Origin of the sequence: Streptomyces recifensis, assembly GCF_002154615.1 — a bacterium.
GTDB classification, from domain to species: Bacteria; Actinomycetota; Actinomycetes; order Streptomycetales; family Streptomycetaceae; genus Streptomyces; species Streptomyces griseoluteus.
The window spans coordinates 1-18,073 of record NZ_MUNH01000099.1; the positions used below are offsets into that span (position 1 = coordinate 1).

Annotated in this window: 13 protein-coding genes; 2 read left to right on the top strand and 11 right to left on the bottom strand. The window is 71.0% G+C overall.

All coding sequences use genetic code 11. The features are described from left to right. The 6 genes from CCN33_RS06465 to CCN33_RS06490 all read right to left on the bottom strand — a co-directional run. Positions 1 to 890, bottom strand: an 890-nt coding sequence (locus CCN33_RS06465) for an ABC transporter ATP-binding protein (protein WP_086692149.1), incomplete at its 3' end; no start/stop codon positions are given. Positions 891 to 900: 10 nt separating this feature from the next. Then, complete coding sequence (locus CCN33_RS06470; protein ID WP_086692118.1) at positions 901 to 1,881, bottom strand: ABC transporter permease; 981 nt, start codon at positions 1,879 to 1,881, stop codon at positions 901 to 903. Positions 1,882 to 1,968: 87 nt separating this feature from the next. Next, the gene (locus tag CCN33_RS06475) at positions 1,969 to 3,777 is read right to left on the bottom strand and encodes an ABC transporter substrate-binding protein (RefSeq protein WP_086692152.1); all 1,809 of its coding nucleotides are present in this window, start codon (positions 3,775 to 3,777) and stop codon (positions 1,969 to 1,971) included. Positions 3,778 to 3,886: 109 nt separating this feature from the next. Continuing rightward, on the bottom strand, positions 3,887 to 4,921 hold the full coding sequence (locus CCN33_RS06480) for an ABC transporter permease (RefSeq protein ID WP_086692121.1): 1,035 nt from the start codon (positions 4,919 to 4,921) through the stop codon (positions 3,887 to 3,889). A 422-nt stretch (positions 4,922 to 5,343) separates the two neighbouring features. Then, complete coding sequence (typA, locus tag CCN33_RS06485) at positions 5,344 to 7,251, bottom strand: translational GTPase TypA (RefSeq protein ID WP_086692123.1); 1,908 nt, start codon at positions 7,249 to 7,251, stop codon at positions 5,344 to 5,346. Positions 7,252 to 7,399: 148 nt separating this feature from the next. Then, entirely contained in the window at positions 7,400 to 9,568 is a 2,169-nt protein-coding gene (locus CCN33_RS06490) for an ABC transporter family substrate-binding protein (RefSeq protein ID WP_086692126.1), read from the bottom strand. Between the two features lie 195 nt (positions 9,569 to 9,763). On the opposite strand from CCN33_RS06490, the gene CCN33_RS06495 reads away from it, so the two are divergent. Continuing rightward, entirely contained in the window at positions 9,764 to 11,260 is a 1,497-nt protein-coding gene (locus tag CCN33_RS06495) for a hypothetical protein (protein WP_086692128.1), read from the top strand. Here CCN33_RS06495 and CCN33_RS06500 read toward each other — a convergent pair. The 5 genes from CCN33_RS06500 to CCN33_RS06520 form a co-directional block, all read right to left on the bottom strand. Next, entirely contained in the window at positions 11,247 to 13,829 is a 2,583-nt protein-coding gene (locus tag CCN33_RS06500) for a SpoIIE family protein phosphatase (protein WP_086692131.1), read from the bottom strand. The genes CCN33_RS06495 and CCN33_RS06500 overlap by 14 nt on opposite strands. A 322-nt stretch (positions 13,830 to 14,151) precedes the next feature. Continuing rightward, positions 14,152 to 14,580 (bottom strand): ATP-binding protein, encoded by a 429-nt coding sequence (locus tag CCN33_RS06505; protein WP_086692133.1) that lies wholly within the window; start codon positions 14,578 to 14,580, stop codon positions 14,152 to 14,154. Between the two features lie 213 nt (positions 14,581 to 14,793). Beyond that, positions 14,794 to 15,204 carry a (deoxy)nucleoside triphosphate pyrophosphohydrolase gene (locus CCN33_RS06510; protein ID WP_086692136.1) on the bottom strand — a complete coding sequence of 137 codons (411 nt, stop codon included), beginning with the start codon at positions 15,202 to 15,204 and terminating at the stop codon, positions 14,794 to 14,796. Between the two features lie 30 nt (positions 15,205 to 15,234). Continuing rightward, positions 15,235 to 15,426, bottom strand: coding sequence for an SPOR domain-containing protein (locus CCN33_RS06515; protein WP_086692139.1), 192 nt, complete (start codon positions 15,424 to 15,426; stop codon positions 15,235 to 15,237). 356 nt (positions 15,427 to 15,782) lie between these two features. Beyond that, positions 15,783 to 16,535 carry a GntR family transcriptional regulator gene (locus CCN33_RS06520; RefSeq protein ID WP_086692142.1) on the bottom strand — a complete coding sequence of 251 codons (753 nt, stop codon included), beginning with the start codon at positions 16,533 to 16,535 and terminating at the stop codon, positions 15,783 to 15,785. Between the two features lie 464 nt (positions 16,536 to 16,999). Between CCN33_RS06520 and CCN33_RS06525 the strand changes: the two genes are divergently transcribed. Then, positions 17,000 to 18,073 (top strand): serpin family protein (locus tag CCN33_RS06525; protein WP_086692145.1); only part of this gene is annotated, 1,074 nt, incomplete at its 3' end.

Genomic DNA, 18,073 nt, shown 5'->3' on the forward strand with positions numbered 1-18,073 from the left:
GGGTTGAGCAGCGAGGGCGGGGAGCCCGGAATGGGGGTGAGCGCGATGGACGGGTCGGAGTCGAGCCGCGGCATCGAGTTCAGCAGGCCCCAGGTGTAGGGGTGTTCGGGCGCGTGCAGGACGGAGTCGACCGAGCCGCGCTCCACCGCGCTGCCCGCGTACATCACCATGATGTCGTCGGCCATGTCCGCGATCACCCCGAGGTCGTGGGTGATGAAGATGATGCCCGAGCCGAACTCCTGCTGGAGGTCCTTGAGCAGGTCGAGGATCTGCGCCTGGACCGTCACGTCGAGCGCGGTGGTCGGCTCGTCCGCGATCAGCAGGTCGGGGTCGCAGACCAGGGCCATGGCGATCATCGCGCGCTGGCGCATGCCGCCGGAGAACTGGTGCGGGTAATCCCCCGCCCGCGCCTTGGGGTTGGGGATGCCGACCTTGCCCAGCATCTCCACCGCGCGGTTCCACGCCTCCTTCTTGGAGGCGCCGGTGTGCTTCATATACGGCTCGGCGATCTGCCGGCCGACCGTGTAGTAGGGGGAGAGCGCGGTCAGCGGGTCCTGGAAGATCATGGCGACCTTGTTGCCGCGCAGCTTCTCCATCTCCGACTCGCGCGCGGTCGTCAACTCCCGCCCGTCCAGGAGGATCTCGCCCTCGACGGTGGTGAACATCGGGTTGTGCAGGCCGAGGACGGTCAGGTTGGTGACCGACTTGCCCGAGCCCGACTCCCCCACGATGCCGAGCGTTCTGCCCCGCTCCAGGTCGAAGGAGAGCCCGTCCACGGCCCGTACGACGCCGTCCTCGGTCTTGAAGCTGACGTGCAGATCGCGCACGGACAGCAGCGGACCGTCGCCCGCCGGGGCCGGGACACCGGCCTCCTTGGTCAAAGTGGTCACGACAGTGCTCCTAGGACAGCCGCACGCGCGGATCGATGAAGGCGTACGCGGCGTCGACGACGATGTTGAAGAGCAGGATCATGGCGGCGGCGAACAGCATCACGCCGAGCAGCAGCGGCAGATCGCTGAAGAACACGGACTGCACGGACAGTTGGCCGAGGCCCGGCAGACCGAAGGTCCACTCGGTGATGATGGCGCCGCCGAGCAGCGAGCCGAGGTCGATGCCGAAGATGGTGACGATCGGGATCAGCGAGCCGCGCCAGGCGTAACGGAAGAACACGTACCGCCGGGACATGCCCTTGGCGCGGGCGGTGCGGACGTGGTCCTCCTGGAGCTGCTCGATCATCGAGGAGCGCGCCATACGGGTGTACTGCGCCGCGAAGATGGTGGAGAGGATCACCCAGGGGATGAGCAGCCCCGAGAACCAGGTCAGGGGGTTGGCGGTGAAGTCGTTGTAGGCGGGCTTGTCGAACCAGTGGGTCTGGTAGACGAGCAGGGCCAGGGCCAGCGGGCCGAGGAAGTAGATCTGCATCCCGGAGATGACCATCGCGCCGGCCGTCGCCACCTTGTCGACCACGGTGCCGCGCCGCCAGGCGGCCACCAGACCGGCGCCGATGCCGATGACGAGGAAGAACACCGCGCTGCCGATGGTCAGCGAGACGGTGGTGGGCAGCCGGTCGATCAGCGTGCCCCAGACCGGCTCGTTGGAGTGGTACGAGTAGCCGAAGCAGGGCGCCGGGCACGGTCCCTGGGCGAAGCTGTCGCTGCCCATGACCAGGTTGTGCAGGAAGATCAGGTACTGCTCCGGGATGGACTTGTCGAGGCCGAGCACATGGTGGATGTTCGCGATGGCGTCGGCGTTGCAGGTCTTGCCGCACATCAGCAGCGCCGGGTCGCGGGGCACCCCGAAGAACAGGACGAATGTGACCATGCTCAGCAGGAAGAGGATGACGACGGCACCGAGGGTCCGGCGGACGAGGAAGCGCAGCATGACAGGGGCAGCTCTCTGACGTCGGCGGTCCGGGGCCCGGCGCCCGGCGCACCCTTGCGGGGTGCGCCGGATGCCGGGCGCGGGCGGTTACTTGATGAAGAGGCGACGCGGGTCGACGCCGCTGAGCACGTCGTCGTAGACGAGTCCGCCGACCTTGGAACCGGCGATCTGGGTCTGCTTGTAGTACGCGGTCGGGACGACGTTGACGACGTCCTTCACGATGTGCTGGTCGAGCTTCTCCCACTCGGACGCGGCCTTGGCCGGGTCGGTGATCTTGCTGATCCGGTCGATCTCGCTGTTGATCTGCGGGTCGTTGATCTGCGAGTAGTTCTGCGCGCCGTCGGCGATCACGCGGCCGTCGTACAGCGGCGGGATCACGGTCGAGGCGGACGGCCAGTCGGCACCCCACGCGGTGTGGAAGATGTCGTAGTTGTTGTTCAGCTTGGAGACCTGGTCGTAGAACGTCTCGGCCGGGATCTCCTGGCGCTGGACGTTGAAGCCGGCCTTCTTCAGGCCCGCCGCCATGGCGGTGGAGTACTGCTGGCCCTCGGGGGTGTTGATGTAGCCGAAGGTCAGCTTCATGTTGAGCTTGCCGGCCTTCTTCAGCAGCTCCTTGGCCTTGGCCGCGTCACCGGCGGGCTTCTTCTTCTTGCCCCACGGGTCGAAGGCGGCGTCGTAGCCGGAGACGGTCGGGGAGATCAGACCGCCCGCGACCTCCATGGCGTCGGTGCCGCCGTAGGCACGGACGAACGGGGTGACCGGCAGGGCGTAGGCGATGGCCTCGCGGACCGTCTTGTCCTGCATGGGCTTGTGGCTCATGTTGATGTTCATCTGGCCGACGAACGACTGGTAGCCCGAGACCGTACGGGACTTCAGCTTCGCGTCCCGGAGCACCGAGGACAGGTTGCCCGCGTCGACCTGGTTGTTGAAGCTGATGCCGGCCTGGTCGGCGCCGCTGTCGGCGAGCAGCGCCTTGGTGGACGCCTCGTACTGCTGGTTGAAGCTGAAGTTGAACCGGTCGATGTACTGGTGCCGGATCGGGTCCGTCTTCGGGTCCCAGTTGGTGTTCTTCACCAGCACCATGGATTTGCCGGACTTGAACGACTGGATCTTGTACGGGCCGCTCACCACGGGCGCCTTGTCGTAGCGCTCCTTGGTGTCACCCTTCTGGGAGACGACCCCGTAGCCGGCCATGGCCAGCGCGTACGGCAGGTCGGGACGGGCCGTCTTGAAGTGGAAGACGATCGTCTTGTCGTCCGGCGTCGACAGCACCGAGTCGGGCAGGTGCTTGCCCTTGTAGGGGCCGTCCTTGAGCAGCTTGCGGTAGGTCGCGCCCGGCGAGTCGGCGAGCCACTGCTGGAGGAAGGTCGGGCCCTGGTTGATGAAGGGCGCGAAGAGGCGCTCGACGGTGTGCCGGACGTCCTTGGACGTGATCGGCGTACCGTCCTGGAACTTGATGCCGTCCTTGAGCGTGTACTTCCAGGTCTTGCCGCCGTCGGTGGTGGTGCCCGAGTCGGTGGCGAGGTCGCCGACGACCTCGTGCTTGCTGCCGTCGTTGCTGGTCGCCTTGTAGCCGGTGAGACCGCGGTGCAGCAGGGTGGCGAGCGAGCCCTCGTCGGACACGTAGATCTGTGCCGGGTCGAGGTGCGCGTAGCTGTCGCGCTGGAGGACCTCCAGGGTGCCGCCGGACTTGGCGCCGGGCACCTCGGCGGCCGGTCCGGTGGACGCCTTCTCGTCACCGAACTTGATCAGCGCTTGCTGGCGCTGGGCGTTCTGCTGCTGCTTCTTGTCGTCGTCGCCGCTGTCGCTGCCGCCCTTGCTGCAACCGGTGAGCACAAGCGCTCCGGCCGCGAGCACGGAGAGTGCGCCGTATGTGTGGCGTCCGCCCCTACTCATCACGAGGTTCCCACCCATCTCTGTGTCACCAGTGCGTTCCTGTGTCACCAGTGCGAAAGAAACTGCTGGTAGTGCTGTGCGAGGTGCTGTGGTGCTGTGAAGTGACCGGTCAGCGTGCGGTCTTGGGGTCGAACGCGTCCCTGACCGAATCCCCGAGCAGGTTGAACGCCACGATGAAGATGATCATCGAGATGCCCGGGAAGAACATGTAGGTGATGTCGTTCTGCATCACCAGCTCTGTGGACGCCTTGGAGAACATCTGTCCCCAGTCCGGCGTCGGTTCGACGATGCCCACGCCGAGGAAGGAGAGCCCGGCCTCGGCGGTGACGAAGGAGGGCAGCAGGTAAGTGGCCTGCACCAGCAGCGGGGTGACCACGTTCGGCAGGATCTCCTTGCGGATGATCCGCCACGAGGAGGCCCCGCTGACCCGGGCCGCCTCGATGAACTCCCGCTCCCGCAGGGCGAGCGAGGTGCCGCGCAGGATGCGGGCGAGGCTCATCCAGCCGAGGAACCACTGGACGATGATCAGCGCCAGCACCCGGACGTAGGTGGGGGTCTCGTCGCGCGGGCTGACGAACAGCGAGACGACGACCGGCATGCTGGCGATGAAGAACAACTGCGCCGGGAAGGCGAGCAGGAAGTCGATGACCCGGCCGATGGCGAAGTCGGTGCGCCCGCCCAGGTATCCGGCCGCGACCCCGAGCAGGATGCCGGTGAGGACGACGGTGACGGTGACCGCGAGCGAGATCATCAGCGAGGTGCGGATGCCGAACAGGAGCTTGGTGAAGACGTCGTAGCCGTTGCCGGGTTCGAGGCCGAACCAGAACTCGCCACTGATACCTCCGTTGGGCTGCACCGGCACACCCGCACTGTCGAACAGCTCGGGACGCTCGTCCGCGTACACCGTGTACGGGTCCTTGCCGTACACCTTGGATATCAGCGGGGCGAGCAACCCGATCGCGAAGAAGAAGATCACGACACAGGCCGAGATCACGCCGGTGCGGTCGCGCTTGAAGCGCATCCACATCAGCCGGCCGGGAGAACGGCCTTCGAGCTGGACGGTCTCGGCCTTCGCCGACGGCCCTGCTTCGCCGTCGACGACGACCGAAGTCCCGCCGCCCTCGATGTCGATAGGACTTGTCACGGTTCGTCCGTTTCGCAGATATGAGTGCGGGAGGTTCCGGGATTGCTGGACAGCGCGCGAACTCGCAGTCGGACGCGCGTAGTTCTAGGGCCGGATCACACCGCTGGAAGCGACGAACAGCTCCCCTTTGACCCGAGCGGTACGCGGCTAACTATCTGACATGAGCCAAGTGGCGACCACTGTCTTTAAATCTCAATTCAGTCACAGCTGACGGGCGGAACTTCCCAAGACCGGACAAACAACTCCCCTACTGAAGGCCGCGAAACGGACGTGTTACATGGCTATCGGTCCGGGATCTCCGCGTTCCGGACACCGGGTGGCCCGGCGGCGGGAAAAATCCGGTTGCGAAAAAGCCCGGCCGCCCCCGAGATGGGGACGGCCGGGCTTCAGTCACCCGGCGCTCAGGCCGAGTTGATCAGTCGTCAGCTGTGCTTGGCACGGCTCGCGGTGCGGCCGCGCTCCTTCTGGTCGAGGACGACCTTGCGGATGCGAACCGCCTCCGGGGTCACCTCGACGCACTCGTCGTCGCGGCAGAACTCCAGGGACTGCTCCAGGGAGAGCTTGCGCGGCGGGACGATCGCCTCGAACGAGTCGGCCGACGCCGACCGCATGTTCGTGAGCTTCTTCTCCTTGGTGATGTTGACGTCCATGTCGTCGGAGCGCGAGTTCTCGCCGACGATCATGCCCTCGTACACCTCGGTGCCCGGCTCGGTGAAGAGCACGCCGCGCTCCTGGAGGTTCGTCATCGCGAACGCGGTGACGGAACCGGCGCGGTCGGCGACGAGCGAGCCGTTGTTACGGGTCGTCAGGGTGCCGAACCACGGCTCGTGGCCCTCGTGGATGGAGTGGGCGATGCCCGTACCACGGGTGTTGGTCAGGAACTCGGTACGGAAGCCGATGAGGCCGCGGGACGGGACGACGAACTCGAGCCGGACCCAGCCGGAGCCGTGGTTGGACATGTTGTCCATCCGGCCCTTGCGGACGCCCATGAGCTGCGTGACCGCGCCCATGTGCTCCTCGGGGACGTCGATCGTCATGCGCTCGACCGGCTCGTGCACCTTGCCGTCGATCATCTGCGTGACGACCTGCGGCTTGCCGATGGTCAGCTCGAAGCCCTCGCGGCGCATCTGCTCGACCAGGATGGCGAGCGCCAGCTCACCACGGCCCTGGACCTCCCAGGCGTCCGGGCGCTCGGTGTCGAGCACGCGGAGGGAGACGTTACCGATCAGCTCGCGGTCGAGACGGTCCTTGACCTGGCGGGCGGTGACCTTGCGGTCCTTGACGGCGGACTTGGCGTCCGCGCCCTTGCCGGTGCCGCCACGGCCGACCAGCGGCGAGGTGTTGGTACCGATGACCATGGAGATCGCGGGCTCGTCCACCGTGATCAGCGGGAGCGCGACGGGGTTCTCCGGGTCGGCGAGGGTCTCACCGATCATGATGTCCGGGATACCGGCGACGGCGCAGATGTCACCGGGGCCCGCCACCTCGGCCGGCTTGCGGGTGAGCGCCTCGGTCATCATCAGCTCGGTGATGCGGACGTTCTGGACGGTGCCGTCGCGCTTGATCCAGGCGACCGTCTGGCCCTTGCGCAGCTCGCCCTGCTCGACGCGGAGCAGCGCGATACGGCCGAGGAAGTTGTCCGCGTCGAGGTTGGTGACGTGGGCCTGGAGCGGCGCGTCCTCCTCGTACGTGGGGGCCGGGACGTGCTCCAGGATCGTGGAGAAGAACGGCTCCAGGCTGTCGGAGTCCGCCGGGACCGTGCCGTTCTCCGGCTTGGTCAGCGACGCGATGCCGTCACGGCCGCAGGCGTAGACGATGGGGAACTCGATCTGCTCCTCGTCCGCGTCCAGGTCGAGGAAGAGGTCGTAGGTCTCGTTGACGACCTCGTCGATGCGCGAGTCGGGGCGGTCCGTCTTGTTGATGCACAGGATGACCGGCAGCCGCTGCTGGAGCGCCTTGCGCAGCACGAAGCGGGTCTGCGGCAGCGGGCCCTCGGAGGCGTCGACGAGCAGGACGACCGCGTCGACCATCGACAGACCGCGCTCGACCTCGCCACCGAAGTCGGCGTGGCCGGGGGTGTCGATGATGTTGATCGTGATCGGGTCCCCACCGTCCTTGGGGTGGTACTTCACCGCCGTGTTCTTGGCGAGGATCGTGATGCCCTTCTCACGCTCCAGGTCGTTCGAGTCCATCATGCGGTCGTCGACGGAGTCGAGCTGGTGGGCGGCGAACGCGCCGGCCTGCTTCAGCATGCCGTCGACGATGGTGGTCTTGCCATGGTCGACGTGGGCGACGATGGCGACGTTACGGATGTCGTGGCGCGTGGCCATATTGCGGCGTACTCCCGGAGTGTGCGGACTGCCCTGCGCGGGATTCTCTTGCGCGGGACCTGCCGGGCTGGACACGCCACGGCCTCACCCCATGGTACGTGGCCCTGCGGGGGACGGCCTCCGCAGGGCCACGGGGCCCGGTTCCGGGTCAGCTCCCGGTCGGGCTGGGGGAGACCTTCGCGCCCTTCTTCAAGAAGCCCATGTCCTCGTAGACCGGCGCCTGGAAGCCGAAGGCGCCCGTGTTGACCAGGGTCTTCCGTACGCCGACGAGCTGGGGGCGCTGGTAGAGCGGGATGGAGCCGGCCGCCGCCCAGATGCGGGTGTCGGCCTTGCGGATGAGATCGCGGGACTCGTCCTCGTCCAGCGTCGAGGCGGCCTGGTCGAAGAGCTGGTCCACCTGGTCGGTGCCGACGCGGGTGTAGTTCTGCTCGACGTTCACCGAGCCGTCGGCGGCGGGCGCCGGCTTGGCGAAGATCGGGCGCGCGTCGGTGGCCGGGAAGGCGGAGGCGGGCCAGGAGTAGAGGGCGAGGTCGAAGTCGCCGGCCGCGATGTGGTCCTTGAAGTAGCTCTCGTCCGGGACCTTGATGAGGGTGGTGCGGATACCGACCTTCTCCAGCATCGCGGAGATCCGCCCGGCGACGGTGTTCAGGGTCTCCGAGCCCGCGCCGGTGGGGAGCACGAAGCGGAGGTTGAGCGCCTGGCCGTCCTTGGCGAGCGGGCCGTTGACCGCGCCCGCCGGGGCGGCCGTGCCCTTGGGGGCGTAGGCGCCGGGGGCACCGCCCTGGCCGGTGTACTGCTTGCCGTCCTGGGCGAGGTGGCGGCCGCTGCCGTCGCGGTGCTCGTTCTTGCCGTCGGTGTTCGTGTCGTCCTCGCCGACGATGTACTCGCCGTCCTTGCCGCCCTCGGACCGGTCGTCGTCGTCCTTGGAGCTGCTCTCCGGTCCGGCGGCCTTCTCGGCCTTCTTCTGCGCCTTGACCGGGCCGCCCGGTACCCACCCGGCGTCCGAGAGCAGGGCCTGCGCCTCCTTGGTGTCCTGGCCGCCGAGGGCGTCGCTGTTGTCGGCGTAGGCGGGCTGGCCCTCCAGCGCCAGGTGGCTGCCGACCGGCTCGGCGGGCAGGCCGAGCGGGGTCAGCACCAGCTTGGCCAGCTCCTTGCGGTCCAGCGCGCGGGCCACCGCCCGGCGTACCCGCTCGTCCGCGAGCACGCCCCCGGCGCCGTTCAGGGCGAGCTGGGTGTAGGCGGGCTCCAGGGACTTGCGCACTTCGTAGGAGCGGAGGCCGTCCTGCTCCTCCAGGTAGCGGGTGATGGCCTTGCGCAGCTTCTTCCGGCCCGCGTGCTCGACCTTCTCGGCCTCCAGGCCGTGGGCGAGCGCCCAGGAGCGGAGCTTCTTGGCGGAGGTCTTGCCGCCGCCCGCGAGCGGGCTGCCGGTCCCGGCGCCTCCGGCGGCGCCGCTGATCCGCCCGGCCGTGGCGGCGTCCACATCGGCGACGTCGACCTTGCCGTCGGCCAGCGCGGTGGCCCGCTCGTCGCGCGGGACGGTGTGCAGCACGATCTGGTCGAGCTTGGCGGGCTGCCCCCACCAGCGCGGGTTGCGGGTGAGGACGACGTCCTTGCCGGCGGTGTCGACCTTGTCCACCCGGAAGGGGCCCGCGCTGGTCTTCAGCTTGCGCCGGGCGCCGTCGTTGAAGGCGTCCGGGGAGCCCATGACGTCCTTCGGGTACAGCGGGGAGAACAGCGACTTCCAGTCGGCGTACGGGCGGGAAAAGGTGACCCGGACCTGGAGGTCGCTGGCGCCGCGCTCGATCTTGGAGATGCGGTCGTACCCGGCGTTGCGCGCGGTCCAGTAAGCGCTGTCCTTGCCGGACAGGGCGCGCCACTGGGCGAGGAAGTCGGCGGCGCCGATCTCCCGGCCGTCGCTCCACACGGCCTGCTGGTTCAGCTTGTACAGCACGACCTGGCGCGGCTCGGTCTCGATGACCTTGGCGGACTCCAGGTAGGCGGGGTTCACCGCCGGGCGGCCGTTCGCGTCGAGCTGGAACATCGAGGGGAGGGTGGCCTGGGCGACCCGGGTGGTGCCCGCGTCCGCGTCGGCCTGGTAGGCGTTGAGCGTCTCCGGCAGCGCGTCCACGGCCCACTTCACGGTGCCGCCCTCGGCGACCTTGGCACGGGTGACGTGAGCGATGTCCGGTCCGGCCAGGGGGTGGGCGGCCTTCTCGTCCGAGCTGCACCCGGCGAGGAGGGGCACCGCGAGGGCGCCCGCGGTGAGGAAGGCGGTCGCGCGCAGGACCGCGCGTGAGCCGACGCCGTCGTGGGACATCTCTGCTACCTCCGGAAGGCCGCGGACGTGTTGATCACTTTTGGCGGTATATGGAGCTGATCAGATCTATGCACCCACTGAAAGCGACCGCACCGGGGGAAACGGGACGACACGACCGCGCGGCGCGGCAACCCCACCCGTGCGGCGCAACCCCGCCCGCTCGCGGGGCCACGAACCCGCCCATACGCTCCCAAAGTGACGTCCTCCCTGGTCCGGGGCCGCCCCCGGCACGCCACGGCGCACATACGCGTGCGGGTCGCACACGCGCTCGTCGGCGCGGTCGCCGGGGCCGGCTGGCTGGCCCTCCCGGTACTCGCGGCACAGGAACCCGCGACCGCGTCCCCGCCCCGCGCGGCCCCCGCCGCCCGCGCCGCTCCACGGGACGACGAGACCTCCGCCGTCGACCTGATCCTCCCGGTCGCCGTGCTCGGCACCGCCGGGGTGGTGGCCGCGTACAGCTACATGCGCCGTGGCCGCCGGGCCTCCGGCGTCGCCTCCGCGACTCCGGCCGTGTCCACCCCGGCCGAGTCCGACCGCCGGGCCCGCGCGGCCCTGGTCGAGGCGGACGACAGCGTGCGGGCGAGCGAGGAGGAGCTGCCGTTCGCGGCCGCGCTTCTGGACGAGCGCACCCTCGCCCCCTTCCGCCACGCGGTCCACACCGCCCGCACGGAGCTCTCCGCCGCCTTCGCCCTGTGGCACCGGTACGAGGAGGGAGAGCCCCGCGACGCCGGCGACCGCGGGCAGACCCTGGCCGGCGTCGTCGGCCGGTGTGCGGAGGCGGGGCGCGTGCTGGACGCGCGGGCCGGGGAGCTGGACCGGCTGCGCCGACCCGGGACGGGCCCGGCGCTGGAGGTGGCCGAGGGGGCGTTCCGCCGGCTGGCGGCGCGTGCGGCCGGCACGCGGGTCACCGTGTCGGAACTGCGCGAGCGGTACGGGCCGGCGGTCGGCGCGCGGGCCGCCGGGTGCGCCGAAGAGGCGATGGACCGGTTGGTGTTCGCCACCGCCCGGCTGAACGAGGCCCGGCGTGCCGCCGACTCGGGCGAGAAGGGGCGCACGGCACGCGGGCTCCGGGCCGCCGAGGGCTCGGTGGCGCAGGCCGGGATTCTGGTGGCGGGGGTGGACCGCACGGCTCGCCGGCTGCGGGAGGCGGCCGCACTGGTACCGGCCGCGCTGACCGGGGCGGAGGCGGTGCTGGCCCGGGCACGGGCCACGGGCACAGCGGTGCCGTCGGCTGCCGACGACATCCTGGCCGCCGTACGTACGGAGCTGACGGCGGGGCCGTACGACCCGCTGGACGCGCTGCGCCGGATCACCCGCGCCCTGGTGCGGCTGCCGGGCGCCCGCGGCGGGGTGCTGGACACCGCCGCCGACCTGGTGGCGCGGGCGGCTGTCGGCGAGGCGGAGGACTTCGTCGCGGTGCACCGGGGCGCGGTAGGCGCCGACCCCCGCTCCCTGCTCGCGGCCGCCGTGCGCACCCTCGCCGAACCCCACCCCGTCGAAGCGGCCGTCCTCGCCCGCCGGGCCCTGGAACTCGCCGAACGGGACGTACGGGCCCACGGCCTGCCGGAGTCCGGCACCCAGGGGACCGCCGGAGCGGTCCTCGGCGGGGTGCTGCTCGGTGAGGAACCGGACGGGGGGCCGCCGGTGTCCTTCGGCGGGCCGGAGACCCGCGGAAGGTTCAGAACAGGCTGAGCAGCGCCTCCGCCGGGTCGGTCAGGGGGCTGTCGGCGCCGGGCAGCGGCAGCTCGAACCACACCGTCTTGCCGCGCGGGGTGCGCCGGGAGCCCCAGGCGGCACTGAGCAGACCGACCAGTTGCAGGCCCCGTCCGCCCTCGTCGGTGTCTCGGGCACGGCGCCTGCGGGGCTGGACCAGACCGGCGTCCCAGACCTCGCAGACCAGGGTGCGGTCCAGCAGCAGCCGGAGCCTGATCTCGCCCTCGCCGTACCGCAGGGCGTTGGTCACCAGCTCGCTGACCAGGAGTTCCGTGGTGTCGACCAGGGGTTCCAGGTCCCAGCTCAGCAGCTGCGCCCGCGCGTACTCGCGGGCCCGGCCCACGCTGCGCGGTTCGCGGGGCAGGGTCCAGTCGCCGACCGACTCGGTGGGCAGGCCCTGGACGCGGGCCATGAGCAGCGCGATGTCGTCCTCGCCGTGCCGGGTGTGGAGGCTGTTCAGGACGTGGTCGCAGACGTCCTCCAGCGGGCGGGAGGGGTCGGTGAGCGCCTGCACGAACGCCTGGAGCCCTTCGTCCAGCGGATGGTCGCGGGACTCGACCAGACCGTCGGTGTAGAGGGCGAGCAGGGCGCCCTCCGGCAGCTCGACCTCCACCTCCTCGAACGGCTCGCCGCCCACGCCCAGCGGCATGCCGGGCGGCACGTCCAGCATCAGCGCGGCCTCGCCGGGCTCCACCAGCACCGGCGGCAGATGGCCGGCGTTGGCGAAGGTGCAGCGCCGGGTGACGGAGTCGTAGACCGCGTACACACAGGTGGCGAGGTAGACCTCGCACAGGTCGGCGTCGCGCGGCTGGCGGGCGGCGCGGGTGGCCTGCTGAACGCCGCCGGGGGTGCCGAGGCCGCGGGCGATCTCGTCCAGCGCGGAGAGCACCTCGGCCGGTTCGAGGTCGAGCAGCGCCAGGGTGCGTACCGCCGTACGGAGTTCACCCATCGCCACGGCCGCGCGCAGGCCGCGTCCCATCACGTCGCCGACCACCAACGCGGTTCGGTGGCCGGGGAGTTCGATGACGTCGAACCAGTCGCCGCCGACCTCGGTGGCCGCGTTGCCGGGCAGGTAGCGGCAGGCGATGTCCAGGCCGGACGCCTCGGGGTCGCCGGGCGGGAGCAGGGACCGCTGGAGTATCAGCGCGCGTTCGTGCTCGCGGCGGTAGAGCCGGGCGTTGTCGATGCAGACGGCGGCACGCGCGGCCAGCTCCACCGCGAGGTCGCGGTCGCGGTCCCCGAACGGCTCGCTGCCCTTGGTGCGGGCGAACTGCACGATGCCCACCACGGTGTCGTGCGCGACCATCGGCACGGCGAGCGTGGACTGCACCAGGCCGCCCTCCTCGGCGGGCACCCGCTGCGGCCGGGCGGTGCGCAGGGCGTCCGCGCAGGGGGAGTTGAACGGGAAGCGGTGCACCGCGCCCAGCTCCACCCGCTCCCCCGAGCCGCCGAAGGGCGCGTCGGAGACGGCACTGGCGAAGGCGACCCGGCGCAGTTCCGCGCTGCCGTCGGCCAGCTTGGGCGGGGCCTCGTCACCGGTCAGCAGGGCTTGGTAGAGGTCGACGGTGGCCAGGTCGCAGAAGCCCGGGACGACCACGTCGAGCAGTTCGCGCGCGGTCGTCTCCAGGTCGAGCGAGTTCCCTATGCGGGCGCCGGCCTCGTTGAGCAGCGCGAGGTTGCGCCGCGCGGAGGCGGCCTCACGGGCGGCCTCACGCCGGGCGGTGATGTCGGTACCGAGCCACGCCACGCCGATGGGGCGCCCGCTGCCGCTGTGCACGCGGTAGAGGTTGATGGACCAGTGCCGGCGCTCGTCGGAGTCCGGTACGAAGCCGGTGACGTGCATGTCCGTGATGGAGTCGCCGGACTCCATCACCCGGCGCAGGGTGGCCGAGACCCGGTCGGCCTCGGCGCGCGGCAGATAGTCGTGCACCCCCTTGCCCCGGTGGTCGTCCGGAGTGCCGCCGAAGATCGACGCGAAGCGGGTGTTGGCCCGGCGCACCCGGAGATCGGTGTCGATCAGCAGGAACCCGAACGGAGATTGGCCGAATATCGCCTGCGAAGCCGCGAGGTCGGTCTCGATGCTGCGCAGGGTCCGCACGTCCACCACGATGCAGACGGCGGCCTTGTCGCCCTCGGCGGTGCGGGTGGGCATGACGTAGACCTCCGCCATGCCCTCCTCGCCGCGCGAGCCGTCCTCGCCGTCCGGCATCCGGAAGGGGACCACGCCGGTCCACTCCCGCCCGTCCAGGATCTCGGCCATCTTCCGCTGACCGCGACTGCGCAGGTCGGGATCGACGAACGCCTCGATCGGGTCGAGGCCCACGGCCCGGTCGGCGGGAATGCCGAAGAGCTGTTCGGCGCGCAGGCTCCACTGCTCGATCAGCCCGCCGGGGCTGAGGGAGAAGGACGCGACCTTTATGTAGTCGTACATCGAGCCGGGCGGACTGCTCTGCCACATGTCGGCGGGGGCCGCCTCCTCGGCGGCCCGGCCCCTCGCGGCGTCCGACGGGTCCTCGGACTCCGTGGCCTTCGCTGGTATCTCGCTCACGCGAACCGTCCCCTCCAGCTCACCGCGTCCGGCACCGGTCACCGGGGGCGGCTGCCCGCAGTATCCAGCACTACGGCGCCGCACAACACGGTGTTCACGATCACAGCTCGGTACGGGTGCCTTCCGGCCCGTGCTGCGACAACACTCCCAGTCTTCTAACCAGCGAACACGACCTCGAACCACGCGCCCGGCAACGCGCTTGCGCACCGGGGCACGAGCCGACCCACGCGGGGGCGCGCGCACCCCCGCCGTACTCCCGTCTCACCCCGCCGTGCCCCTGATGCACCCGCCCGCGCTCCGGGTCGTCGGGCACTGGCGGGCATCATTCGGGGATCGCCAGTTCGAACCAGACGGTCTTGCCGCTGCCACCGGGCCGGGTGCCCCAGCGGGCGGAGGAACCCGCGACGAGCGCCACCCCACGCCCGCTCTCGTCCTCGGGCCGCGCGATCCGCTCGCGCGGCGGGTCCGGCACCTGGTCGGAGACCTCGACCAGCAACACCCCGCCGAGCCCCGCCGGGCGGACCAGACGCAAACCGATCGGACCGTCCGCGTGCCGCAAGGAGTTGGTCACCAGCTCGCTGACCAGCAATGCCGTCAGATCGGCGAGGGAGTCCAGATGCCAGCGGCCCAACTGGCCCCGGACAGCGGCACGGGCCGCGCGCACCGCGCCGGGTTCCGAGGGGAAGGTCCACTCGGCGCAGTCGCCCTCGGTGTCGAACACGCCGATCACTTCCCAGGCAAGCGAGCCCACCCATGTCCGATTTCATGGGGTTACTGGGCACATACCCGGTATGTCGAGGGGAGTACCGTGCGGGCCGGGGCACTGTGGCACAAACGGCGTACAGCTTCCCGGGGCCGGCCGGGCCACTCCCCGGGGGGCTCGGCCAAGGAGCACAGGGGCGTGGCGGGGTACGGCCGGCCCGGCCTCGGCTCCGCACGCCGGGCGACGCACCTCGTACGCCGGTCAGCGCGCCTGCGCGGCGAGGCGGGCGGCGATCTCCCGGACGGCCGGGACGTCCTGGTCGAGCCAGGGCACGTCCCAGAGGCGGTCGGGGGTGAGCCAGCGCAGTTCGTCGTGATCCTGGAGAGCCTCGGGTCCGGGGGAACCCGGACGGAGCCGGGCGGTCCACACCCGCAGCACATAAGGGTTTCTCAGGGGCCACTCCCCCGGGACGCGTTCGACCGCCTCGGCGTCGACGCCGAGTTCCTCGCGCAGTTCGCGCACGAGGGCTTCGTCGGGTTGCTCGCCGGGCTCGACCTTGCCGCCAGGCAGCTCCCAGCGCCCGGCCAGCTCCGGGGGCGCGCTGCGCCGCGCGGCGAGCAGCCGGTCCCCGTCGAGCAGGGCGGCCCCCACCACCACGATCCGTTCGGTCATGGTCCGGAGCCTACGGGAGCACGCCCGTGGTCAGTTGCGCGCGCTCTCGCCGTGCTGGCTCACGCGTTCCACACAGTAGAGCTGCCTGTGCCCGCGGCCGTCGAGACTGTCGGCGATCTTCTGGGCTTCCGCCCGCGTCGCGTACCGGCCGACCCGGTAGCGATTGCCGTTGTCGTCCTGACGTATGACGAGCCAGGGCAGAACGACCGCACCCTCGTTCATCGCCCCCACCGTTTCCCTTCCCGTGCCCCTAAGCACCCGCCCCACCCGCTTTCCGCTCCGGGGCTCCAAGGTGTCCCGCCCGAGGAAACCGCAATACGCATATGCCCGAGCGTACGCCCAACCTTCACACAGCGGATACGGCTTTTCACGAAGAGGTACGCAACCGGCCAGAACGCAGGGGGCGCACGGAATCGAACGCGCCGCACGGGACGGCGGTCCGCGGGGATGGGCCCGACCGCCGCCCACCAGGGACGACGGCCGGAGCGTCGCGGGGCGACGGCGGCAGGCGCGGGATTCGTACGCGGGGGTGCGCCCCCGGGGAGCGCGTCCCCTGTGCGCTACCTCACGACGCGGCGTCAGCGCACGGAGAGGTGGTACGCGACCTGGTAGCGGTCGGCCGGGATGACGACGTCGGCGGTCTCCACCGGGCGGCCCGAGGCGTAGTAGGTGCGCTGGATGACGAGGACGACATGGCCGGGAACGCCCCCGAGCAGCAGGAGTTCCTCCGCGAGGCCGGGGCGGGCGCCGACCTCCTCGGTGACGTTGTCCACGATCACGTCGATGGCGCGCATCCGCTCGACCACCCCCATCCCGCCCAGCGGGCCCTCCTCGGGCAGCATGACCGGGGTGCGGCCGGTCACGGCGAGCGGCTCCCAGGAGGTGGAGAGCATCATCGGCTCCCCGGCGTCCCGGAACAGGTACTTCGTGCGCATCACCCGCTCGCCCGGCTCGATCCCCAGCCGCTCCGCGACCCCGGCACCGGCCTCGGCGCGCTCGCTGCTGGACTCCCAGGTGCCGTGCGCGGTCGCGTCGGCCTGCTCCTGCCGGAAAGGAGTGGCGCCGCCCGAGGGGCGGTACCCCGAGCGCGCCACACTGCGCGGCACCGGGCGCTCGCGCACATACGTCCCCGAGCCGGACCGCCCCTCGACCAGCCCCTCGGCCATCAGCACCTTGCGGGCCTCCAGCGCGACGGTGTCCGAGACGCCGTACTCCTCGCGGATACGGGCCTGCGAGGGGAGACGGGTATGGGGCGGCAGTGAACCGTCGACGATCTTCTGGCGGAGATCACCCGCCACGCGCAGGTACGCCGGCTGCTCACCGAATGTCACTGGCCGCTCCCATCAGGTTGTACAGACAGCAACAGCGTGGCAACCGTGGGTTGTGCCATGCAAGCAAAGGCCAGAGAATCACTCGATGTGATGATGAGGGGCGGCGCACACCTGCGTCCAGCGACTTTCTCCGGGGGCCCGGTGACTTTCTCCGGCCATGACTCCCCCGCCGGGCCGTGATCACACCTTGGCGCCGTCCTCCGCCGCGTCGCCGTCGGTCCCCCGGGCGCCGGAGCGAGGAGGGGCGGTCGCCGGCTCCGGCGACTTGTTCGCGGGCAGGGGACAGGGACACCGGGACCGTTTCCGGGACGAGTTGCGGCAGTCGGGGCGGACGAGGCGGCTCGGGCGGGCTACCGTACGAATGCGCGCAGGGTAAGCGGGTCCGGACAAGACCGGAAAACGGATTCGTTCCCCGAACGGGCGGCGCGCGGAACGGACATGGGGGGCGGGGCGTGGGGGACGGAATGAGCGGCGCCGGCATACGGGCGGTCAGCCGCCTCACCGCGCGGTGGGCGCGGACGGTCGCGGCGGACGACGGAACGGTGTTCTCGGCGGCCGGCGTGTGGCCACTGCTGGCCTTCCTGGCGGACGGTGCGGCCGGTCAGGCACGGGCGGAACTCTCGGAGGCACTGGGCGTCCCCGCGGACGTGGCGGCCGCGGCGGCCCGCCGGCTCCTCACCGACATGGTCTCGGTGACGGGCCTGGACGCGGCCCTCGGCCTGTGGACCCAGCAGTCGCTGCGCCTACGGGACGACTGGCGCGCGGGGCTTCCGGCAGGCACGTACGGCACGTTCGGGGACGACCTGATCACCGCGCAGGAGCGCCTGGACGCGTGGGCGGCCGAACGCACCGGCGGGCTGGTCGAGCGGATGCCGCTGAAGCTGACGAGAGACGCGCAGGTGGTGCTGGCGAGCGCCCTCTCCCTGCGAACGACGTGGCGCCAGCCCTTCACCGAGATGCCGCTGCGCCCGGAGCACGGGCCGTGGCGGGGCCGTACGCTGCTGGGCCTGTTCCGCAGGTCGGTACGGCCGGACCGGGTGGGCGTGGCCGCGACCCCGGACGGCCATGTCACCGCCCTGACCGTCCCCGGCGACAACGGCATCGACATCCACCTGGTCCTCGGCGAGGAGGGCATGACACCAGGTCAGGTCATCACGGCCGGCGTGGGCCTGGTCGAGCGCACGCTCCCGGCCACTGAGGGTGGCCGCCTGCCCCTGGGCCACGTGGGGCCGGGCCTGCACGTGGAGCAACGCCCCTCCGCGGGCCCGGAACCGATCGCCCTGGACGTCCGTACGGTGGCCTACGAAGTCCGCGCCGACCACGACCTCCTGGCCGACCCACCGCTCTTCGGCCTCCCCGCCGGCCCGCACGCCCACTTCCCCGGCATCTCGGACACCCCCCTGACGATCGGCGCGGCCCGCCAGTCGGCGGTGGCCCAGTTCAGCGCGAAGGGCTTCAGAGCGGGAGCGGTGACGGCGGTGGCGGCCACCCCGGGCAGCGCCCCACCCCAACTCCCGCACACCACAACGGTCCTCACC